The sequence below is a fragment of the Halorubrum sp. B52 genome (assembly GCF_059752555.1).
The window spans coordinates 130,314-151,466 of record NZ_MWTG01000012.1; the positions used below are offsets into that span (position 1 = coordinate 130,314).

The 21,153-nt window shown below is 69.3% G+C and carries 22 protein-coding genes; 8 read left to right on the forward strand and 14 right to left on the reverse strand.

From position 1 onward, the window contains the following. Nucleotides 1–25: 25 nt before the first annotated feature. The 3 genes from B4V04_RS16410 to pyrH are packed head-to-tail and all read right to left on the reverse strand — an operon-like array spanning nucleotide 26 to nucleotide 2,709. Nucleotides 26–322 (reverse strand): DUF7573 domain-containing protein, encoded by a 297-nt coding sequence (locus tag B4V04_RS16410; RefSeq protein ID WP_498232778.1) that lies wholly within the window; start codon nucleotides 320–322, stop codon nucleotides 26–28. Next, nucleotides 323–1,987 carry a lysine--tRNA ligase gene (gene lysS / locus B4V04_RS16415; RefSeq protein WP_498232779.1) on the reverse strand — a complete coding sequence of 555 codons (1,665 nt, stop codon included), beginning with the start codon at nucleotides 1,985–1,987 and terminating at the stop codon, nucleotides 323–325. Further along, nucleotides 1,984–2,709, reverse strand: a complete 726-nt coding sequence (pyrH, locus tag B4V04_RS16420; protein ID WP_498232780.1) for a UMP kinase — start codon at nucleotides 2,707–2,709, stop codon at nucleotides 1,984–1,986. Before pyrH ends, lysS begins: the two co-directional genes overlap by 4 nt. Nucleotides 2,710–2,850: 141 nt before the next feature. Here pyrH and B4V04_RS16425 point away from each other — a divergent pair, with 141 nt between their 5' ends. From B4V04_RS16425 to B4V04_RS16435, 3 genes are all read left to right on the forward strand, one after another. After that, nucleotides 2,851–3,702 carry a molybdopterin synthase gene (locus B4V04_RS16425; RefSeq protein WP_498232781.1) on the forward strand — a complete coding sequence of 284 codons (852 nt, stop codon included), beginning with the start codon at nucleotides 2,851–2,853 and terminating at the stop codon, nucleotides 3,700–3,702. A gap of 392 nt (nucleotides 3,703–4,094) precedes the next feature. After that, a complete protein-coding gene (locus tag B4V04_RS16430; RefSeq protein ID WP_123113226.1) occupies nucleotides 4,095–4,355 on the forward strand; it encodes a DUF7123 family protein in 261 nt (86 codons plus the stop codon). Nucleotides 4,356–4,554: 199 nt separating this feature from the next. Then, nucleotides 4,555–5,706, forward strand: coding sequence for a site-2 protease family protein (locus B4V04_RS16435; protein ID WP_498232782.1), 1,152 nt, complete (start codon nucleotides 4,555–4,557; stop codon nucleotides 5,704–5,706). A gap of 60 nt (nucleotides 5,707–5,766) precedes the next feature. On the opposite strand, the gene B4V04_RS16440 is transcribed toward B4V04_RS16435, so the two are convergent. From B4V04_RS16440 to B4V04_RS16455, 4 genes are all read right to left on the reverse strand, one after another. Beyond that, nucleotides 5,767–7,440 carry an ABC1 kinase family protein gene (locus B4V04_RS16440; protein ID WP_498232783.1) on the reverse strand — a complete coding sequence of 558 codons (1,674 nt, stop codon included), beginning with the start codon at nucleotides 7,438–7,440 and terminating at the stop codon, nucleotides 5,767–5,769. A gap of 3 nt (nucleotides 7,441–7,443) precedes the next feature. Beyond that, on the reverse strand, nucleotides 7,444–7,845 hold the full coding sequence (locus tag B4V04_RS16445; RefSeq protein WP_498232784.1) for an Hsp20/alpha crystallin family protein: 402 nt from the start codon (nucleotides 7,843–7,845) through the stop codon (nucleotides 7,444–7,446). Between the two features lie 68 nt (nucleotides 7,846–7,913). Then, a complete protein-coding gene (locus tag B4V04_RS16450; RefSeq protein ID WP_498232785.1) occupies nucleotides 7,914–8,666 on the reverse strand; it encodes a DUF2391 domain-containing protein in 753 nt (250 codons plus the stop codon). A 307-nt stretch (nucleotides 8,667–8,973) separates the two neighbouring features. Further along, nucleotides 8,974–9,753 carry an alpha/beta fold hydrolase gene (locus tag B4V04_RS16455; protein ID WP_498232786.1) on the reverse strand — a complete coding sequence of 260 codons (780 nt, stop codon included), beginning with the start codon at nucleotides 9,751–9,753 and terminating at the stop codon, nucleotides 8,974–8,976. A 196-nt stretch (nucleotides 9,754–9,949) separates the two neighbouring features. Here B4V04_RS16455 and B4V04_RS16460 point away from each other — a divergent pair, with 196 nt between their 5' ends. Together B4V04_RS16460 and B4V04_RS16465 are read left to right on the forward strand one after the other, a co-directional pair. After that, nucleotides 9,950–10,246, forward strand: coding sequence for a DUF7127 family protein (locus tag B4V04_RS16460; protein WP_498232787.1), 297 nt, complete (start codon nucleotides 9,950–9,952; stop codon nucleotides 10,244–10,246). Continuing rightward, entirely contained in the window at nucleotides 10,243–12,510 is a 2,268-nt protein-coding gene (locus tag B4V04_RS16465; protein ID WP_498232788.1) for a CDC48 family AAA ATPase, read from the forward strand. The genes B4V04_RS16460 and B4V04_RS16465 overlap by 4 nt, the downstream gene beginning before the upstream one ends. 68 nt (nucleotides 12,511–12,578) lie before the next feature. Here B4V04_RS16465 and B4V04_RS16470 read toward each other — a convergent pair whose 3' ends face one another. Then, nucleotides 12,579–12,818 (reverse strand): DUF8029 family protein, encoded by a 240-nt coding sequence (locus tag B4V04_RS16470; protein WP_498232789.1) that lies wholly within the window; start codon nucleotides 12,816–12,818, stop codon nucleotides 12,579–12,581. Between the two features lie 424 nt (nucleotides 12,819–13,242). Here B4V04_RS16470 and B4V04_RS16475 point away from each other — a divergent pair, with 424 nt between their 5' ends. After that, nucleotides 13,243–16,392 (forward strand): adenosylcobalamin-dependent ribonucleoside-diphosphate reductase, encoded by a 3,150-nt coding sequence (locus tag B4V04_RS16475; RefSeq protein ID WP_498232790.1) that lies wholly within the window; start codon nucleotides 13,243–13,245, stop codon nucleotides 16,390–16,392. Nucleotides 16,393–16,869: 477 nt separating this feature from the next. On the opposite strand, the gene B4V04_RS16480 is transcribed toward B4V04_RS16475, so the two are convergent. The 6 genes from B4V04_RS16480 to B4V04_RS16505 all read right to left on the reverse strand — a co-directional run bounded on the left by B4V04_RS16480 (nucleotide 16,870) and on the right by B4V04_RS16505 (nucleotide 19,699). Further along, nucleotides 16,870–17,352, reverse strand: a complete 483-nt coding sequence (locus B4V04_RS16480; RefSeq protein WP_498232791.1) for a hypothetical protein — start codon at nucleotides 17,350–17,352, stop codon at nucleotides 16,870–16,872. 113 nt (nucleotides 17,353–17,465) lie between these two features. Continuing rightward, nucleotides 17,466–17,621: a hypothetical protein gene (locus tag B4V04_RS16485; protein ID WP_498232792.1), complete on the reverse strand. Its 156-nt coding sequence runs from the start codon at nucleotides 17,619–17,621 to the stop codon at nucleotides 17,466–17,468. A gap of 130 nt (nucleotides 17,622–17,751) precedes the next feature. Then, complete coding sequence (locus B4V04_RS16490; RefSeq protein WP_498232793.1) at nucleotides 17,752–18,726, reverse strand: aldo/keto reductase; 975 nt, start codon at nucleotides 18,724–18,726, stop codon at nucleotides 17,752–17,754. Nucleotides 18,727–18,790: 64 nt separating this feature from the next. Further along, complete coding sequence (locus B4V04_RS16495) at nucleotides 18,791–18,988, reverse strand: hypothetical protein (RefSeq protein WP_144798139.1); 198 nt, start codon at nucleotides 18,986–18,988, stop codon at nucleotides 18,791–18,793. Between the two features lie 223 nt (nucleotides 18,989–19,211). Then, nucleotides 19,212–19,457 carry a DUF8151 family protein gene (locus B4V04_RS16500; protein ID WP_498232794.1) on the reverse strand — a complete coding sequence of 82 codons (246 nt, stop codon included), beginning with the start codon at nucleotides 19,455–19,457 and terminating at the stop codon, nucleotides 19,212–19,214. 62 nt (nucleotides 19,458–19,519) lie between these two features. Continuing rightward, the gene (locus B4V04_RS16505) at nucleotides 19,520–19,699 is read right to left on the reverse strand and encodes a DUF7470 family protein (RefSeq protein ID WP_498232795.1); all 180 of its coding nucleotides are present in this window, start codon (nucleotides 19,697–19,699) and stop codon (nucleotides 19,520–19,522) included. 91 nt (nucleotides 19,700–19,790) lie between these two features. Here B4V04_RS16505 and eif1A point away from each other — a divergent pair, with 91 nt between their 5' ends. Together eif1A and B4V04_RS16515 are read left to right on the forward strand one after the other, a co-directional pair. Then, the gene (gene eif1A, locus B4V04_RS16510; protein ID WP_094527997.1) at nucleotides 19,791–20,081 is read left to right on the forward strand and encodes a translation initiation factor eIF-1A; all 291 of its coding nucleotides are present in this window, start codon (nucleotides 19,791–19,793) and stop codon (nucleotides 20,079–20,081) included. A 149-nt stretch (nucleotides 20,082–20,230) separates the two neighbouring features. Beyond that, nucleotides 20,231–21,145, forward strand: a complete 915-nt coding sequence (locus B4V04_RS16515; RefSeq protein ID WP_498232796.1) for an ATP-grasp domain-containing protein — start codon at nucleotides 20,231–20,233, stop codon at nucleotides 21,143–21,145. Nucleotides 21,146–21,153 lie beyond the last annotated feature (8 nt).

Here is a 21,153-nt window from a genome sequence, read left to right on the forward strand (position 1 = left end):
GCGGGCCGTCTTAAATCTGATCGGGTCACCACTCCTTGCAGGCGGCACAGACGAGGGCGCCGTCGTCGACCCATCTCCGCGCGACCGAGTCCCCGCATCGGTCACAGGCGGCGCCGCCGGTCGTCCACGTCGCGGTCGGCGTCGCCGGTTCGGCGTCGGCGGTGGGGCCGTCGGTCGTCCCCCTCTCGTCCGCGTCGGCCGCGCCTCGCTCCTCGTCGGTGTCGACCGCTCCTGCCTCCTCATCAGTGTCGACCGCGTCGGCCGCGCCTTCCCCCTCGTCCGCGCCCCCGGCGAACTCGTCGAGCGAGCGGTCCTCGGGCATCTACGCCTCCCGGCGGAGCCGCGCCACGACGTAGTCGCGCTCTAATTCGCCGAGGAACTCGCCGAGCCGCGGCCCCTGCGTGTCGTCGAAGAAGAGGCGGTAGCCGGCCGCGAAGAAGTCGCCGACGTCGACGTCGTGGGCGCGGGCCGTCTCGTACATCTCCGCCTGGATCGCGTCGCCGTCGTGGCCCGCGGCGACGAAGTCGGCGAGGTCGTCGAGCGCGGCGGCCACGTCGTCGTCGAACGCGGCGTCCGGCAGGTCGGTCTGGAGCCGGTAGTCGTACTCGTTTTCGGTGCGCTCGGCCCAGTTGCGCGCCTTCTCGACGCGCGCGAGCGCGGCCGCGACGACCTCCTCGGAGGCGTCCTCCGGGATGTGACCCTCGTCGCGGGCGAGCCGCTCGCGGAAGTCGGGGTCGTCGACCATCCCGAGGACGGCCGCGAACGTGTACGGGAGCCGGACTGGCTTCTCCGTCGGCGGGTCGTCTGCGCGACCGACGACGAAGGGGTAGGCGCGCTCGACGAAGGCGGTCAGGTCCTCGTCGTCGACCTCGCCGAAGTAGGCGCGCTCGAAGCGGTCGAACCGGTCGACGAGCTGGTCGAGCCGCTCGACGTCGAGGTCGCGGGCCTTCTTCGGGTGGAGCGCGAAAAAGTACCGGAGCACCTCGGGCTCGAGCAGGTCGAGCAGCTCCGGCACGGTGACGACGTTGCCCGCCGACGAGGAGAGCGGCTCCCCGTTGAGCGTGAACCACTCGTACACCATCGGGACGGGCGGCTCGATACCGAGGACGTTCCGCGCGACGTCGACGCCGGACGGCCACGACCCCTCGGCGTGGTCCTTGCCGAACGGCTCGAAGTCGACGCCGAGCACCTCCCACTGGCCGGGCCACTCCAGGCGCCACGGGAGCTTCCCCTCGCGGAACGTGGCGGTCCCCTCGTGGCCGCAGCCGTCGATCACCTCGTCGCCGACCTCCATGTCGGTGCAGATGTAGTCGACCGTCTCGGCGTCGAGGTCGACCGCCGTCACCGTCTCCGTGACCTTCCCGCACTCCGAGCAGATCGGGTTGAACGGGACGTACTCGTCGTCGACCTTGTCCTGGTACTGAGAGAGCACCTCGCGGACGCCCTCGAGGTCGGAGAGCACCGTCCGGGTCACGCCGTCGAAGTCGCCGTCGGCGTACAGTTCGGTGTTCGACACCATCTCCACCGGGACCCCCAGCCGGTCGGCGTCCGCCTTCAGGAGGGCGGCGAAGTGGGCCGCGTACGACTCGCGCTCGCCGAACGGGTCGGGGATCGCGGTGTACGGCTTCCCGAGGTTGCGACCGAGCGCGCCCGCGTCCACCTCGCCGAGGCCGACGATCTCGCCGTCGGCGTTCGCCAGCTTCCGGGGGAGCTTGCGGAGGGGGTCCTTGTCGTCGGAGGTGAACACCTGCCGGACCGCGTGACCGCGCTCGCGGAGCACCGCGGCGACGAAGTACCCGCGCATGATCTCGTTGAAGTTGCCGAGGTGCGCGACGCCGGAGGGGGAGACGCCGCCCTTGATCACGATCGGCTCGTCGGGATCGCGGGCCTCGATCTCGTCTGCGACCACGTCGGCCCAGAAGGCGCGGAAGCCGGCGGTCTCCTCGGCCTGCTCGGAGAGGATGTGCGGTGAGTCGTCGCCGCTCACGCGTCGCTCCCCCCGGTCCAGTAGGTCGGTTCGTCGCCGTCGGTCGGGACCACGTCGGTTCCGGTGTGGTCGCCCCGGAGCACGGCGTCGACGACGACGCCCGGGTCCGTGCCGTCGAGGACGACGGCGCGGATTCCCGCCCGGTCGATCAGCTTGGCCGCGAGCAGGTCCACGGGGGCGGAGGCGCCGGCGTCCCGGCTCATCGGGAGCACGACGTCGACGAGCTCCGCCGGCGACATCGACCCGAACTGCGTGGCGTCCGGGTCGACGTTGGGGTCGGCGTCGTACACGCCGTTCGCGCTCGTCGCGTACACGAGGAGGTCGGCGTCGACGGACTCGGCGAATGCGGCGGCGACCGCGTCGGTCGTCTGTCCGGGGGTGACGCCGCCCATCACCGACACCTCGCCGCGGCGGAGCGCGGCGGCGGCCTCGTCGTACCCCGTCGCCGGCGAGAGGTTCGCGCGCCCGTCGAGCGCGGCGATCAGGAGGCGGGCGTTGAGCCGGGTGGTGCCGATGCCGAGCTGGTCGAGCTCGACCTCGTTGGCGCCGAGGTCGCGCGCCGTCTCGATGTAGTCGCGCGCGACGCCGCCGCCGCCGACGACGACGCCCACCTCGCAGCCGTCGGCGACGATGTGCTCGACCGCCTCGGCGTACGCGGCCACCCGGTCGGGGTCGAGATCGGGCGCGAGCACGCTCCCGCCGATAGAAACGACGACTCTCATTACCGTCGCATACCCCTGTCTCGCTCTTAAGGATTATCAAGGCCGGACGCCCCCGGTTCCCGAGGCGGTCACCCGGGAGCGAACGCGGGCGCTCGGCGCCCGGCGGGAAACGCCTAAGCCGCTCGCACTCCGCCCTCCGGTATGCAACCGATAGCGATCGCGGGCCCCGGCGCGGCGGACCTCGCGGGGGCGCTGACCGACCGGCTCGACGGCCGAATCGCGGTCGTGAACCGCACGGACGGTGATGTCGGCGGGAACGGCGGAAGCGACGAGGCCACCGACGGCGGCGTCGCGGTCGAGGCGCCGGCGGACCGGACCGCCGCCGACACCGAGGTGACGCTCGGGGGGGACGGCGAGTGGATCGGCCGCGGTCGCGTCGACGGGCTCGACGCGTTCCTCGACCGGCTCGCGCCCGACCACGACTACCTCGTCGCCGTCGGAGACTCCCGACTGCGCGTACCGACGGTCCTGCTCGGAGCGGACGCGGAACCGGAAGACGTGCCCGGGACGGTTATCGCCGCCGCCGACGCGCCCGAGGGCGTCGACCTCGATTGCCTCGTCGCCGACCTCGACGCCGCGGAGCCGTGGATCACGCGCGAGACGCTCGTGCGACGGGTCGAGGCGTCCGCGGACGCGGACCGCTCGGGCGCGATCGCGACGTTCACCGGGCGAGTCCGGGCGCGGGACGCGCCCGATGACGACCGCACCACCCACCTGGCCTTCGAGAAGTACGAGGGTGTCGCCGCGGAGCGCATGGACGCGATCGCGGCGGAGCTGACCGAGCGCGACGGCGTGTTCGACGTCCGGATGCACCACCGGACCGGCGTGATCGAGGCGGGCGAGGACATCGTCTTCGTCGTCGTCCTGGCGGGGCACCGGCGAGAGGCGTTCCGCACCGTCGAGGACGGGATCGATCGGCTGAAAGACGAGGTGCCGATCTTCAAGAAGGAGACGACCGAGGCCGAGGAGTTCTGGGTTCACCGGCGCGACTGACCGACACTCGGCCTCACGACTGATCGGCACTCGGCCTCACGACTGACCGGCACTCGGCCGCGGAGCTGACCGGATCTCGACCGCGCGACTACCGGCGAACCGACCGCGCGACCGGCGATAGTGGAGTCGCGACCCGTTACTTACCGGCAATATAACCCGGTTAAGCCGTGAATTACCGATCTATCGAGACGATTAAACCCTCGATCGGCAAGCAACAGAAGAGCGCGTCAAAACACGCTATAAAATTTCTAAGCCGTTTTGGAGACGTTGTGAACGGTTTGTCAGACACGTTTTAGCCGATGCCCCCGGCCTGAAACGCCGTAAAAGCCACTGAACACCGTCCAACGGTCTCACCTTTATAACACCCTCCGGAGACAAGCGGGGAGTGTACCATGAGCGCGACTGCAAATCCCTCCGCGAACGCGAACCCCACCGACGACCTCAGCAAGGAAGAGCGGCTGAAGCGGTACCTGCTCGACCGCGCCGAGGACGGCGAGATGTACTTCAAGGGGAAGTTCATCGCCGACGACGTCGACCTCTCGCCGAAGGAGATCGGCGCCCTGATGGTGAAGCTCCGCGACTCGGCCACCGAGCTCACCGTCGAGAAGTGGTCGTACACGGGCGCGACGACCTGGCGCATCGAGCCCGCCTGACGAGGACCGACGAGCCCGCCTGACGGCGGCATTCCACGCGCTCTCGCGCGTCCCCGCTTCCTCTCCCACGCGGCCCCCTTCCCCCGGGGCCGACCGTTCACCGAACCGCTCCGGCGACGCGTCGGTCGGCGGCGCTCGCCCTTCGATCTGCACCGCGGTCGACGCGGGGTTTATACTCGCCGACCAGTTACGACCGACGATGCCAGAACACGAGGACGGGGAGGCGTCGACGGCCCCCGACGTCCCGCGTCCGGAGCCGCTGCGGACGTTCTTCAGGGTGGACGAGATCCGACGGGAAGACGGGCGCGTCCGGTACGTCGGCGAGTCGTACGTCCCCGAGCGCACCCTGCTGCGGAAGCTGGTCCCCCCGTTCCGGGACGCCGGCTACGACGTCGACCTCGAGGCGAACGGCGACGGGCACGTCGTCGTCGCGACGCCCTTCGACCGCGGGCGCGACGGGGTTCCGTGGCTCAACGTCGTCCTGTTCGCGGCGACGGTGTGTACCACCCTGTTCGTCGGCGCCTACGGCTGGTACTACGTCGGCTGGGAGGAGATCGCCGCGAACCCGCTGACGATACTGCAAGCGTGGCCCTTTACCGCCGCCGTGCTCGGCGTGCTGATGACCCACGAACTCGGCCACTACGCCGCCGGTCGGTACCACGGAGTCAGCGTCTCGCTCCCGTACGTCATCCCGTTCGTCTTCCCGTTCGGCACGCTCGGGGCGGTGATCCGGATGCGCGGGCGGATGCCCTCCCGGAAGGTGCTGTTCGACATCGGCGCGGCCGGACCGATCGCGGGACTCGTCGCCACCGTCGTCGTCACCGCCGTCGGCCTCTCGCTCGACCCGATCCGCGTTCCGGCGGAGCTCGCGAACGCCTCCGGGACGATGATCCGCTTCAACAACCCGCCGCTACTGGAGATCATCGCCGCCCTCGTCGGCCAGCCGACCGGGTACGAGGACCCGACGCTCACGGCGCATCCGGTGGTGATCGGCGGTTGGGTCGGGATGTTCTTCACGCTCCTGAACCTCCTGCCCGTCGGCCAGCTCGACGGGGGCCACATCGTCCGCGCGATGGCCGGCCCGCGACAGGAGACGATCGCGGCGCTCGTCCCCGGCGCCCTCTTCTCGATCGCCGCGTACCTCTACTTCTGGCGCGGTCTCGGGATCGACGAGTCGGTCGGCCTGTGGGGGTTCTGGGGCCTGTTCGCGCTCGTGATCGCCTTCAACGGCCCGGCGACCCCGGCCGACGAGGAGCGGATCGGCTGGCCCCGGTTCGCCGTCGGCCTCGCGACGTTCGCGCTCGGGGCCCTCTGTTTCCTCCTCGTTCCGATCCAGGTCGTCTCCGGCTGACCGGCGAAGGGTCTCGGCGCGTCGACGGCGGCGAGGACGACGCGAGCGACGGCCTTCGAATCAGTCGTCGCGGCGCTGCTTCATCCCCTGTCTGGTGAACTGGGGCGTGGCCCGGATGCCGCGCTTCTTCCGGAATGAGCGGTAGAGCGCGACCGCGAGCGGGACCGCGAGCAGGAGGACGACGCCGGCGAGCCGCCACGCGTCGGCGAACGAGTAGAGGATCGTCGCGGAGAGGACGCCGACCGCGAGCAGCACCGAGTAGGCGATCCGCATCGCGAGCTTGTCGAGGACGTTCGAGTCGTCCTCGATCGTGACGTCGACGTGGAGGTCGCCGCGGTTCGCCCGCTCGAGGAAGTCGTCGGCCTTCGGCGGGACGGTGAACAGCGACTCGGTGGTGCGCTGGACCTGTCTCCCGGCGTCCTCGGCGAGATCGCGTGCGGTCTGCTCGTAGTACCCCTCGTCCCTGAGGTACTCCGTCGCCGTCGAGATGAAGTCGAACTCGGGGTCGAGCGTGACGCAGACTCCCTCGACGACGGTCGCGACGCGCAACACGAGCGCGAGGTCCGGCGGGAGCCGGAGGGGGAACTCGTAGATGGTCGACTCCACCTGCTCGATGATCTGGTTCACCTGGTACTGCTCGATGTCCTCGCCGCTGGCGTCGGCGATGGCCAGCTCCATCACGTTGCCCATCACCTCGCGGTCCGCCTCGGGCGAGAGCGTCCCCATGTCGATCAGCGTGTCGAGGATGGCGTCGATGTCCTGCCGGGCGACGGCGACGTAGAACTCGACGATCTTCTCCTGGATGAACGGGTCCACGCGCCCGGCCATGCCGAAGTCGTAGAATATCACGGTGCCGTCGTCGTCGACGGCGAGGTTCCCGGGGTGCGGGTCGGCGTGGAACACGCCGTCGTCGATGATCATCTGGAGGTACACCTCCTGGAGCGTCTCGGCGAGGGCGTTGCGGTCGAACCCCGCCGCGTCGAGCTCGTCGAGCCGGTTGATCTTCACGCCCGGGACGTACTCCATCGTGAGCACTCGCGGCCCGGAGACCGCCTCGTAGGCGGTGGGGATCCGGATCCGGTCGTTGCCGGCGAAGTTCTCCCGGATCTCCTCGAGCATCTCGCGTTCGCGCTCGTAGTCCATCTCCTCGCGGATCGTCTTCGCGAACTCGTCCGCGAGGTTCTCCAGCGAGAACGCCCGCCCGCTCCCGGTGAACCGCTTGACGATCGGGATCGACCAGCGGATCGTCCGGAGGTCGGCCTCGACGAGCGACTCGATCCCCGGGCGACGGACCTTCACGGCGACGTCGTTTCCCTCGTAGCGGGCGGTGTACACCTGTCCGAGGCTCGCGCCGCTTATCGGGTCGCGGTCGAAGTCGTCGAACGTCTCGTCGACGGGGCCGAATTCCTCCTCGAGGACGACCCTCGACTCCTCCCACGGGGCCGGCGGCACGTCGTCTTGGAGTCCCTCCAACACGTCGATGTACGCCGGCGGGAGGATGTCGGGGCGCGTCGAGAGGATCTGGCCGAGCTTGATGAACGTCGGGCCGAGCGTGAGCAGGATGTCGAGGAGCACCGCGGCGCGCTCGCGCTGGGTCTCCGCGTCGACCTCGCGGCCCCCGCCGAACAGGAGGAACCGCTTCCGGTCCCGCCAGTAGGCGACGATCAGCGGCGAGAACCGCCGGAGGACCACGAAGAACCGCCAGTAGGCGCGAAGGTTGACCAGCGTGACCACCCGTCAGGCGTCGGCCTCGTCGTCGGAACCGTCGGCCTCGCCCCCTTCGTCGGCCTCGTCGACGGGGATGGTGCGGGAGGCGTCCCCGGTCCGCTTCGGGATCGTGACCTCGAGCACCCCCCGGTCCATCTCGGCGTCCGCGCCGCTCCCGTCGGCGTCGCCCGGGAGCGGGAGCTCCGCGTCGAGGAACAGGGGGCGGTCCTCGCGGACGTAGCGGAACCCCTCGGGAACCCCCTTCTCGCGGCGACCCTCGATGACGATCCGACCGTCCTCGGCGAGGACCTCGGTCGTCTCCGCGGTCGCGCCGGGGAGGTCGACGACGAGGACGTACCCGTCGTCTGATTCGAGCAGGTCCGCAAACACCGCGTCCGGGAGGTCCCGGAGCGCGTCACGTAACGCTGACATGTACACGGGTACGGTCGCCGCGGCGAAAAAGGTGTGGAAAGGGGGGACCGAGACGGGGAGTCGGCGGGTCAGTCGTCGCGGTTGAAATCCAGATCGATGTCGATGTCGTCCAGGTCGAGGTGCTTGATGTCCGCCCCCTGCGACTCGCCCGGCAGGATGTCGCCGAGGCTCGCGCCGAACGCGGCCCCGGCCCAGACGAACGCCACGCGGGAGACCAGTTCGAGCGCGGCGGGGTCGCCCTCGTGGAGCCGCCCCCAGAGGAACATCATGAGCACGGAGGTGAACAGCGAGACGAGCAGGATCCCGGCGTAGCGCCGCGGAACGAGCCCGAAGATCGGGTGGCTGATCTCGATCTGCCGGAAGTCGGCGAAGTACAGCAGTCCGGCGGTCATGACCAGCACGAACCCCACGTGGACGAGCAGGAAGACGGGCACGCCGCCGGGCGTGACCGCGGCGAACCACGCCGCGATCTCGAAGACGCCCCCCTCGACGAGCAGGGGTAACGCGAAGAGGACTGAACCCACGAACGCCTCGGCCATGTCCCGCGAGGTGTACTTCGTGATCCGGGTCCTGAACGCCGAGCTCCCGGGCATTCGCTCGACCAGCGAGATGGTCTGGCGCACCTTCTCCCGCTCGTGCTCCCCGTCGACGGTGTCGCTCAGGGCGTCGAGCTTCGCGAGCAGGTCGTTGATGTCGGGGTTCTCGAGACCGCCGTTCGGCGGGACGCTCCGGTCCGCCTCGTCGGTCGGCCCCGCCGAGCGGTCCCCGTCGGGAGACGAGCCCGATCCGACGGACCGTCGTCCCGAGTCGTCGCCGTCCATTGTCGGACGGTCGACGCGGGCGTCGCAAAAGCGTATCGGCGGCCGGATCGACGGGAGGAGCGGCGAACCGTTTATACATCGTGAGGTGTTAACACCTAACACGAGGTGAGTACCGACGACATCGAGGATCCGACCACGCAGTCATCGACCGTCGAGCGGTACCGCGCGATCGCGACTGTCCGATCCACGCGTTTCGTAGCGGGGCGTCCCCCCTCGACGTGACGCTGGCGTCCCGTCGTTTCCGATTCCGGCTCCGGCGACATCGCTCGCGGGAGCCGCTCCGTCGCGAGCCCCGCCGCCGTCTTTTTTATGTTCCCGAGCGACGCCCGAGGAACGACGAGAGCGCCGCGTTGAACGCCGCGGGGCGTTCGAGCATCGCGAGGTGCGCGGCCCCCTCGATCGTCGCCCGTTCGCAGTCGTCGATCCCGTCCGCGAGGTAGTCGTGGTACGCCGGCGGCGTGAGCGCGTCGCGCTCGCCGACGACCGCGAGCCCCGGCGCCGCGACCTCGTCGAGCCGGTCGCGCACGTCGAACGCGTGGCAGGTCCGGAAGTCGCGCTCGGTGACCGCGCGGCCGCACTCCCGCATGCCGGCCCGAGAGAGCTCGGCGTACTCCGGGGGCGCGTCGTGGAAGAGTCGGTCGGGCTCGTGGAGCAGGTCGATCGCCCGGTCGAAGTCGGTCGCGAGCGCGTCCAGCAGCGGCTCCGCGACCGCGAGCTTCGCGCCCGTGCCCGCGAGGACGAGTCCGTCGAGCGGGAGGTCGCGCTCCAGCACGATCCACAGGGCCACGGCGCCGCCGAGGGAGTTCCCGCAGAGGACGGTCGCGCCCGTCGCCTCCGCGACCGCGACGACGTCGTCCGCGTAGGCGCCGAGCGTCTCGGGCCCGGCCGGCGCGTCGACGCCGTCGCTGTCGCCGTGCCCGGAGAGGTCGAGCGCGACGGTCGGAAACCGGTCGCTCAGGCGCGCCTGCGCCTTCCAGACGTCTTTGCTCCCGCCGCTCCCGTGGACGAAACAGACCGTGGGCCCGTCGCCGCCGCGGTCCGAGACGCGGTACGCGGTGTCGCGGCCGTCGTGGGTGACTCGCTGCATGTCCCCGTCTCCCGCGCGCCCGGTCATAAACGTCCGGCGAACGGCGCCTTCTGGGGGAGGAGACGGGGCGGAAGCGGCGGGCGGATCGCTCCGAAACGACCCCGAACCGCAACACCACCGATACGTCCGTGGAATCTCACGTCATGCGGTTTTTAGCGACATGTTTAAATACTCTCGCGCCTAACTTGTAGTTAGCATGAATCACCAACAGACCCGATCGACCGGCGACGGCGCGCTGCTCCGCCGGTTCGAGTACGATGACGGGTGGATCGTCGCCGCCGATCTGGGTGCCGACGCCGCGAACGTGAGCGTCGACGCGGTCGGCGAGACGGCGATCGTCGTCGTCGAGGGCGACGGCGAGCCGGTCGAGTCGGAGTTCGAACTGCCGGGCCCGGCCGCGTCGACCGCGGTCGCGAACGGCGTGATCACGGTCGAAGGCGGCACGGTTGCGGACGACACGCCCGGGGACGACACGACGGAGGGCGAGCGATGAAGCTCACCGTCAGACCCCTCAAGCAGAAGGACGCCGGGCGCCGCCTCGCGGCGATCGACCGCGTCGCGGCCGAGGAGCTGGGGCTCTCCGGCGGCGACATCGTCCGCGTCGAGGGCGCGGACGGGGCCGCGATCGCTCGCGTCTGGCCCGGCTACCCCGAGGACGACGGGAGCGGCGTCGTTCGCATCGACGGGCGGCTCCGCCAAGAGGCGAACGTCGGCATCGACGACCGCGTGACGGTCGAATCGGTCGACGTCTCCCGGGCGGAGTCGGTCACGATCGCCTTCCCGAGCCAGCTCCGCGTGCGCGGGCAGATCGCCCCGTTCATCCGCGACAAGCTCTCCGGGCAGCCGGTGACCGAGGGCCAGACGATCCGCACGTCGATGGGGTTCGGCCTGATGGGCGGCCAGTCGCAGGCGGTGCCGATGAAGGTCGCTTCGACCACCCCGTCGGGGACGGTCGTCATCACCGACGACACCGAGATCGAGATCTCCGAGGTCCCCGCCGAGGAGCTCGCCGAGCGGAGCGGGAGCGGCGAGGGCGCGAGCGAGGGCCCGGACGTCACCTACGAGGACATCGGCGGGCTCGACGGCGAGCTCGAACAGGTCCGCGAGATGATCGAGCTGCCGATGCGGCACCCGGAGCTGTTCAAGCGGCTCGGCATCGACCCGCCGAAGGGCGTCCTGCTCCACGGCCCGCCGGGCACCGGGAAGACGCTGATCGCGAAGGCCGTCGCCAACGAGATCGACGCCAGCTTCCACAACATCTCCGGCCCGGAGATCATGTCGAAGTACTACGGCGAGAGCGAGGAGCAGCTCCGTGAGATCTTCGAGGAGGCCTCGGAGGAGGCGCCCTCGATCATCTTCATGGACGAGCTCGACTCGATCGCGCCCAAGCGCGAGGAGGCCGGCGGCGACGTCGAACGGCGCGTCGTGGCCCAGCTGCTCTCGCTGATGGACGGGCTCGAAGAGCGCGGCGAGGTCGTCGTCATCGGCGCCACCAACCGCGTCGACGCCATCGACCCCGCGCTCCGGCGCGGCGGTCGCTTCGACCGCGAGATCGAGGTCGGCGTCCCCGACCGCGACGGCCGCAAGGAGATCCTGCAGGTCCACACCCGGAACATGCCGCTGGTCGAGGGGATCGACTTAGACGAGTACGCGGAGAACACCCACGGCTTCGTCGGGGCCGACCTCGAGTCGCTCGCGAAGGAGTCCGCGATGCACGCGCTGCGCCGGATCCGCCCCGAGCTCGACTTAGAGAGCGACGAGATCGACGCCGACGTGCTGAACTCCATTCAGGTCACCGAGGAGGACTTCAAGGAGGCGATGAAGGGCATCGAGCCCTCCGCGCTCCGCGAGGTGTTCGTCGAGGTCCCGGACGTCACCTGGGACCAGGTCGGCGGCTTAGAGGACACCAAAGAGCGGCTCCGCGAGACGATCCAGTGGCCGCTGGAGTACCCCGAGGTGTTCGAGGAGCTCGACATGCAGGCCGCCAAGGGCGTCCTGATGTACGGCCCGCCGGGCACGGGGAAGACCCTGCTCGCGAAGGCCGTCGCCAACGAGAGCGAGTCGAACTTCATCTCGATCAAGGGGCCGGAGCTGCTGAACAAGTACGTGGGCGAGTCCGAGAAGGGCGTCCGCGAGGTGTTCAGCAAGGCCCGCGAGAACGCGCCGACGATCGTGTTCTTCGACGAGATCGACTCGATCGCGACCGAGCGCGGGAAGAACTCCGGCGACTCCGGCGTCGGCGAGCGCGTCGTCTCCCAGCTGCTGACCGAGCTCGACGGGCTCGAATCGCTGGAGGACGTCGTCGTCATCGCGACGACGAACCGCCCGGACCTCATCGACTCGGCGCTGCTCCGGCCCGGCCGGCTCGACCGCCACGTGCACGTGCCCGTGCCGGACGAGGAGGCCCGCCGGAAGATCCTGGAGGTCCACACCCGGAACAAGCCGCTGGCCGACGACGTCGACCTCGACGCGATCGCCCGGAAGACGGAGGGGTACGTCGGCGCCGACCTCGAGGCCGTGGCCCGTGAGGCGTCGATGAACGCCTCTCGGGAGTTCATCGGCAGCGTCACGCGCGAGGAGGTCGGCGAGTCCGTCGGCAACGTCCGCGTGACGATGGCGCACTTCGAGGACGCCTTAGACGAGGTGAACCCGAGCGTCACCCCCGAGACGCGGGAGCGCTACGAGGAGATCGAAAAGCAGTTCCAGCGGTCGGAGGTCGACCGCGCCGACGCCGAGCCCGGCACCGCGTTCCAGTAGTCGGACCGTCGGTCGGCCGGAATGACCGGAGCGATCCGAGACGGACCGGACCCGGACGAAGCGTATTTTTAGATCAGTCCCGCCGTCGACAGCAGGAAGAACGCGGCGACGAGGACGATCCCGATCGTGACCAGGCGCCACGCGAGCTTCAGCACGAACTTGCCGACGACGATGATGATCGCGACGGCGACCAAGGCGACGAGCAGCTGCCCGGCTTGGCTGGCGAGGAGGCCGGCCTGCAGCGGGAGCGACGATGCCACGGCGGCGAGCGAAGCGGTCATGTCCGGGCCCACGAGCACGTCGGGCATAAGCTTGTGGGGAGGCGCCGCGCCGTCGATTATTGAAATCTGATAGGTATGCCGGCAAATACTGCGACAGGGAGACGACGAGGTTGCGCTCGCGAGGGCCGTGACCGCGGTAACACGGAGCATAACGTCGAAAATGAGGGGTTAGCGACCCCCCTTTTGTTCCGATGCGGCGGCGATCACGTCTTGCGGTTTTTCGCCTCAGATATCAGTTTCACTCTGGTCTGGCTACGCTTATGTGTCCGGAACACGTGCAGATGTAACGTAATCGAATCCGGCGTCAGACACGCGGACCGGGAATTACATACCGAATCGAACAGGTAGTCACCTATCCGGGCCGGGAGCGGAACACAAAAGGGCCTGCTGCGACAGTACGTATACACTAAATGAGCCAGAACGCACGTCAACCGAGCGGGGTGGCCGTCGAATGAGCAGCGACGGCGTCGCCGCCGACGAACTCGAACTGCCGATCAAACGAACCACGGGCGACACGATGGAGGAACGCCTCACCGCCAACGCCTACCACAACATCCTGCCCGCGCGTTACCTCCGGAAGAACGCGGACGGCGAGACGATCGAGAACCCCGAGGAGCTGTTCGACCGCGTCGCGCGCAACGTCGCGCTCGCGGAGGCCGTCTTCGAGGCCGAGAAGCAGGGCGTCGAGGTCACCGTCACGCCCGACCAGCTGAAGCCCGACCATCCCCGCCGAGACGAACTGGCGGAGGAAGTGTTCGGCGCCGGCACCACCGCCGAGGACGACGCGGAGGCGACGCTCACCGCGCACAACGTCAACAAGTTCGCGTACGACACCGTCGTCCCCGAGCTCCCCGAGAGCGTGCGCGACCACGTGGCGGCGACCGCGGACCGGTTCCGCGACGGGATGGAGCAGCTCTCCTTCATGCCGAACTCGCCGACCCTGATGAACGCGGGCGACGAGCTCCAGCAGCTCTCCGCCTGCTTCGTCGACTCCCCCGACGACGACATCACCGACATCCACCAGACCGCCAAGGAGGCGGCCGAGGTGTTCCAGTCCGGCGGCGGGATGGGGTACGCGTTCTGGAAGCTCCGCCCCTACGGCGACTCCGTCGGCTCGACGGGCGGCATCGCCTCCGGCCCGATCACGTTCATGCGGACGTTCGACCAGATGTGCGAGACGATCGCGCAGGGCGGCGCGCGCCGCGGCGCCCAGATGGGCGTCATGCGCGTCTCGCACCCCGACGTCATCCAGTTCATCCACTCGAAGAACAAGGACGTCTCGCTGGCGCACTCGCTCCGCCTGAACGACCCCGACGACTTCACGCACAACTCCTTCGCGGACGCCTTAGAGGAGGCGCGCGACCTCATCGACGAGGACGGGAAGGTGCCCGAACACCTCCGGAACGCGGTCGAGGGCCACCTGTCGAACTTCAACATCAGCGTCGGCGTCACCGACGACTTCATGGAGGCGCTGTACAACGACGAGGAGTTCACCTTCACCAACCCCCGCACGGAGGAGCCGCACGTCGCGACCCCCGAGACGAAGGAGATATACGACATGTTCGGCCTCGGCGAGCACGTCGAGGTCGGCGAGGAGCTCTCGATCCCGGCCCAGGAGCTGTGGGACGACATGATCGAGGGCGCCCACGAGAACGGCGAGCCGGGCGTCATCTACCTCGAGCGCGTCAACAAGGAGCACTCTTTCGACGTGGAGGAGCACCCGGACCACCGCATCCTCGCGACGAACCCCTGCGGCGAGCAGCCCCTCGAGGAGTACGAGGCCTGTAACCTCGGTCACATCAACCTCTCGACGCTCGCGGCGCAGGACGCGCCGGATTGGCGCGTCTGGTCCGAGGCGCACGCGGACGAGTACGACTCGCAGGAGGCCGCCATGTCGGCGTTCCTCGAGCAGGCGATCGACTTCGAGGAGTTCGACGAGCGGATCGACTACGGCACGCGCTTCCTCGAGAACGTCGTGACGATGTCGGACTTCCCGGTCGAGAAGATCGAGCAGAAGGTCCGCGACATGCGGAAGATCGGGCTGGGCGTGATGGGGCTCGCCCAGCTGTACATCCAGCTCGGGATCCCGTACGGCACCGAGGAGGGCAACGAGGTCGCCCGCCAGCTGATGACCCACATCAACCACGCGTCGAAGCAGACCTCCCACGAGCTCGCGACGGAGCGCGGGACGTTCAACGACTGGGAGGAGTCGAAGTACGCGAACCCCACCGAGCACCGCGAGTGGTTCGAACACTACACCGGTCTCGACGCCGACGAGTGGGCGGACGGCTTCCCGATCCGCAACCACAACACGACGACGATCGCGCCCACGGGCACGACGTCGATGATCGGGAACACCACCGGCGGCTGCGAGCCCATCTACAACGTCGCCTACTACAAGAACGTCTCCGACGACGTGCAGGGCGACGAGATGCTCGTCGAGTTCGACGACTACTTCCTGCGCACCTTAGAGGAGAACGACGTCGACGTCGACGCCGTCAAGGAGGAGGCCCAAGAGCAGATGGCGGCCAACGAGTTCGACGGCGTGGACGGGTTAGAGACGGTCCCGGACGCGATCGGCGAGCTGTTCGTCGTCACCGGCGACCTCTCGGGTAAGCAGCACGCGGCGGTCCAGTGCGCCTGCCAGGAGGGCGTCGACTCCGCCATCTCGAAGACGTGTAACTTCCCGAACGACGCCACCGCCGAGGAGATGGAGGAAGTGTACCGCTACATCTACGACCACGGCGGGAAGGGCGTCACCGTCTACCGCGACGGCACCCGCTCGAAGCAGGTGCTCACGACGCGCGCGAAGAACGCGGAGTTCGCCGACGAGAGCGAGGCGGCCGAGGCGATCGTCGAGCAGATCGGCGAGGTGTTCGGCGGCGTCGAGGCGTTCCTCGAGAACGAGGACGTGCAGGCGGCGATCGACACGGAGATCGCGGACCTGCTGGAGGCGAGCGAGCAGCCGCGGATCGACTACAGCGAGCGCAGCCCGCGCCCCGACTCGCTGAACGGCGTCACCCAGCGCGTCGAGACGGGGTACGGCAAGCTGTACGTCACCATCAACGAGGACGAGAACGGCCGGCCGTTCGAGCTGTTCGCGAACATCGGCCACTCCGGCGGCTACACCAACTCCTTCACGGAGGCGCTCGCGAAGGTCATCTCGACGGCGCTCCGCTCGGGCGTGGACCCCGACGAGATCGTCGACGAGCTGCAGGGCACCCGGAGCCCGAAGGTCGCCTGGGACAAAGGCGAGCAGATCCAGTCGATCCCGGACGCGATCGGCACCGCGCTCCGCCGCTATCTCGACGACGAGATCGACAAGGGGATTCCCCAACAGCAGAGCCTCGACGACGTCGAGCGCGACCTGGCGAGCGAGCCGACGAGCCAGACCGACGGCGGCGCGGTCGACGCCGGCGCGGCGACCGACGGCCCGACCGCGAACGGGGCGGCCGAGGACGACGCGGCCGGCGCCGACGACGCGATGCAGGAGCTCATCGCGGCGGGCGAGTCGCCCGAGTGTCCCGACTGCGGCGGGATGAACCTCTACTACTCCGAGGGCTGCAAGACGTGCGAGTCGTGCGGCTGGTCGGAGTGCTGACGGCGTAGCGAATCGGTCGTTCGACGCCCGCGGTGCGATTTTTCACGCGTTCGATCGCCGGTGACGCGCAGTGTGCGATCGATAGCGAAAGTGAGTGTTACAGATCGGCGACTACGGTCGGTATTTAAACGATCGCGAGCGACAACGATGGTCGCTTATAAATGAGAGGTGCGGTGGCGCGTGCCTGCGAGGCCGTCTCGCGGCCGAGCAGCACGCGCGAGGGACGCCGCGAGCGGAGCGAGCGGCGAGGCTGGGGAGGTGTGAGGTTGGGTTGTATGCGGTCTGGGCTTTGGAGGTTGTCACCGCGGAGTCGTCGCCAACTCATAAGTAGTCGACAGCACCGCCACGCTCCGCGTCATAAACGACCACACCATCACACTGAGAGACGTACTCCCGCTATCGATCGGGAGACAGGCGCACCGCTTCGGCGGGTACAAAAACGAAGCAGAATCGCGACGTCCGAGAGCTCTCGCCGAGTCAGTCGTCTTCGAGCGCCTGCGCGATGCGCTGGAGCTGACGGGTGGCGTCGCGGACCTCGTCGCGGAGCTGGCGGACCTCGCGCACGAGCTCCTCGTTGCCGGCCTGGTCGCCGCCCTCCTCGCCGCGTGCGCCCGGACCGCCGGGACCGCCGCCCATCCCCGGCGGGCCGCCGGCGCCGCCCGGACCGCCACCGCCGCCCATCATGCCGGACATCATCTGCGCGAACGGGTTGCCGCCGCCACCGCCGCCGCCCATGCCCGGCGGACCGCCGCCGCCCATCATCTCTTCCGGATCGGGCCGGTCGCCCTCCTCGCGCTCCTGCTCGCGTCGCTCGCGGATCTCCTCGACGCGCTCGCGGAAGGACTTCTCTTCGGCGTCGTCGCCGCCCTGATCTTCGGCGGCGTCGCCGCCCTGATCTTCGGTGGCGGTGCCACCCTGTTCCTCGCCGGCGTCGGCGTCGTTGGTCTCGTCGTCTGCCATGGGTCTCGGTTCGGTAGCCCGGCCGAAAAGGGTTGTTGCTCGGGCACCGACGGTGCGTTTATACCGAGGTACCCGATCGCGACGTTCGCCTCGCCGTCGCGGCGTTTCGGGTCTCAGGGGCGAACCGGCCGGTGGCAGTTCGGACACTCGGTCGTCTCCGCGTCGCGACCGACCGCGGGCACGCGGTTGCCGCAGTTCGGGCACCGCGTCCGGGTGCGCGCGTACTCGGTGCTCGATGGGACGGGGGACCGGTCGTCGTCATCTCCCATGCTTCCGTTGTACGTGTTGGCACAGTAATAGCTTATCACTAAATTCCTAAAACGCCACGGAAGGGATTAAAACGGGCGCGAGACCGTCGCCGCCGGTCACGCGGGTCTGCCGATCGCGCGAGTCTGCGGATTACTCGTGTCCGGAGACGCGGACCGGCTCGTACGGCTCCTCCAGCCACTCTTGGTCCGAGGCGGACAGATCGATGTCGAGCGCCTCGACCGCGTCCTCCAGGTGTTCGACGCTGGTCGTCCCGACGATGGGCGTGTCGACCCGCTCCTTGTGGAACAGCCACGCCAACGCGATCTGGGCCATCTTCACGCCCTTCTCGTCGGCCAGCTCCGCGACGCGCTCGTTGACCGCCGGGCCGCCGCCCTCGCGGTACGGGTGCTCGTAGAGGTGCTCCTCGGTCTCGCCGCGGAGCGTGCTGTCGACCGCTTCGTGCGGCCGGGTGAGGTAGCCGCGCGCGAGCGGGCTCCACGGCATCACGCCGATCCCCTCCTTCTCACAGAGGGGGAGCATCTCGCGCTCCTCCTCGCGGTACGCGAGGTTGTAGTGGTTCTGCATCGTGGCGAACCGCTCGTACCCCTCGCGGTCGCTCGCGTGCAGCGCCTCGGCGAACTGGTGGGCCCACATCGAGGAGGCGCCGATGTACCGCACGTCGCCGCGGCGGACGGCGTCGTCGAGCGCCGCCAGCGTCTCCTCGATCGGCGTGTCGTAGTCCCAGCGATGGATCTGGTAGAGGTCGATCGCGTCCATGCCGAGCCGGTCGAGACTGTGTTGGAGCTCCTGTTCGATCGCCTTCCGCGAGAGCCCGCCCGAGTTCGGGTTCGACTCGTCCATCCGGAAGTACCCCTTCGTGGCGACGACCGTCTCCTCGCGGTGGCCTTCCAGCGCCTCGCCGAGGACGCGCTCCGACTCGCCGTTCGAGTACATGTTGGCGGTGTCGAAGAACGTCACCCCGAGCTCTAAGGCGCGCCCGACGATCTCTTTCCCCGCCTCCTCGTCGAGGACCCACTCGCGCCAGTCCGGGTCGCCGAAGCTCATACAGCCGAGACAGATCTTCGACACCGTCGTGCCGGTGTCGCCGAGCGTGGTGTACTCCATACGGCGACCAGACGGACGCGGAGTAAAAAGGTATCCGCACCGGTGGGACCGCCGCGGGAGCGACCTACGCGTTTCGGAACGACGCCGTGTACACGAGGAACGCGCCCGTCAGGAGCACGAACGCCAGGAACGTCACGAGCGCGAGCACGTTCGCGACCGGGGCGAGCGGGTCGAGGAACGACTGCCCGGTCGAGTCGAGCACGAGCACGGCGAGGAGGGCGGCGATCAGACCGAGGAGCCAGTTCGTGAGTATTTCGTCCACGACTCCACCCTCGTCGACGCCGAGTAAAAAGGAGGGTGTTGTGGCCCGGACCCCGACCGCTCGGCTCCCGGACCTACGTCGCCCGCGCCCGTGTAGCGGTTCGTGAGCGACGACGCCGAACGTCGTCGCGATGGGGTCGTTCGGCACCGACGTGCCCCCCTCGAAGCCGTACGCCTCCTCGGGGAGCGACGTGGACCGGATGAGCGACCACTGCGCGTCGGCCCTACTCGCCGCCCGCGAGCCGCTGTAGCCGGGGGAGCGCCTGCTCGTAGCCGAGGGCGACGACGCCGACGTACAGCGCGAGCAGCCCCATCCCGACCGCCCACGCGGCGAGGACGAGGTCGCCGGCGGAGGCCGCCGAGAGCCCGAACTGTTCGAGCACGATGCCGGCCGCCGAGGCCGCGGCGGCCACGATGACGACCGCGACGAGTTCCGCCAGTTCGACGGCGGCCGCGGGTATTTCGACCATACCGCCCCGCGTCGGCGGTCGGTTATCACTCTTTCGGGAACGGTCCGAGACGAGGGGGACGGTTACTTGAGACCGAACGTCCGCATCGCCGAGTCGGCGACGCCCTTCGCGATCAGCCCGAGCCCCGCCAGCAGGAGGGCGGTCCCGCCGCCGACGACGGGGTCGTACGCGGTCAACAGCCCGACCGAGAGGAGGACGAGGGCGACGCCGACGATACCGGTGGATCCGAGCGTGTCGCGCATATTCGCCGATCGACGCCGCGGCGTTTAAAAAGGGCGCTTCCGCGGGGAGAGCGGCCCTTTTATTTCCGGGAGCGCGTATCACCGCGTACGCATGAGCAACGGAGACGGCGACGGTCGAAACGACCTCCGGATGCCCGACGACGACGAGGTGTTCGCGGAGGTCGTCGAGATGCTCGGCGCGAACCGGGTACGCGTCCGCTGCGCCGACGGGAAGGAGCGGACCGCGCGCATCCCCGGGCGGATGCAGAAGCGGGTCTGGATCCGCGAGGACGACATCGTCCTCGTCGAGCCGTGGGACTGGCAAGACGAGAAGGGCGACATCGCGTGGCGCTACGAGAAGAGCGAGGCGGAGCAGCTCCGCGAGGAAGGCCACCTGCAGTAGCGCGAGCGCGGGGCAATCGCGAAGCGAGCCGGCTGCGCCACGGGAGCGGCGCCGAGACTCCGCGCGGCCGACCCCGGCGCCCCGCGGCGTCGACGAGCGACCGCCGACCGCCGCACCGTTTTTAAGTCCGAACGGCCCCGAGCGAGCGTATGCTTCGGCTCGCGATGACGACCGACGCGGAGACGTTCGACCGGGTGCGCGGGCCGCTCGCGGACCGCGGGATCGCCGTCGAGCACGTGCGGGCGAAGGAGCGGTCGCTCCGCGTCTCGGGCGGGGAGCGCGCCGAGGGCGGAGACGGTGGCGAGGGGAGTCGCGACGGCGAGTTCGACGGCTTCGACGTCGGCTTCGTCTACCCCTCCCGGCTCATGGAGGGCGCCGTCGTCGACGCGCGGCTGTCGGTGCCGTGGGTGAACGGCCGCGACGCCGTCCTCGCCTCGCGGAACAAGGCGGGCGCGCTCGCCGCGCTCGACGACGCCGGGCTCCCGACGCCGCGGACGACGCTGGTGTCGAATCCGGTCGACGAGGCGGTCGTCGCCGAGGCGGTCTCGCCGTTCTCGTACCCCGTCGTCGTCAAGCCGAACTCGGCGACACGGGGCGTCGGCGTCGCGACCGCCGGCGACCTCGACTCCCTGCTGGGCGTCGTCGACTACCTGAACCTCGTCCACGACTACCGCGCGACCGGCGACAAGTCGTACCTGATCCAGGAGTTCCTCCCCGACGCGCGCGACTACCGCGCGATGGTCGTCGACGGCGCGTACGCCGGTGCGGTGCGCCGAGAGCTCCCCGCGGACGCCCGCGAGCGCGGCCGGTGGAAACACAACGTCCACCGCGGCGCCGAGGCGACCGGCGTCGACCTCCCGGAGCGAGCCCGGAAGCTGGCCGAGCGGACGGCCGAGATCCTCGGGATCGACTACCTCGGCGTCGACCTGCTCGAGACGGACGACCGGCTCGTCGTCAACGAGACCAACGCGCGCCCGACGGTGGACGCGGCGACCAAGTACGAGCCGGAATTCTACGACCGGCTCGCGGGGCTCGTCGAGCGGACCGCAGCGGGGGAGAACTGACCGGGGGA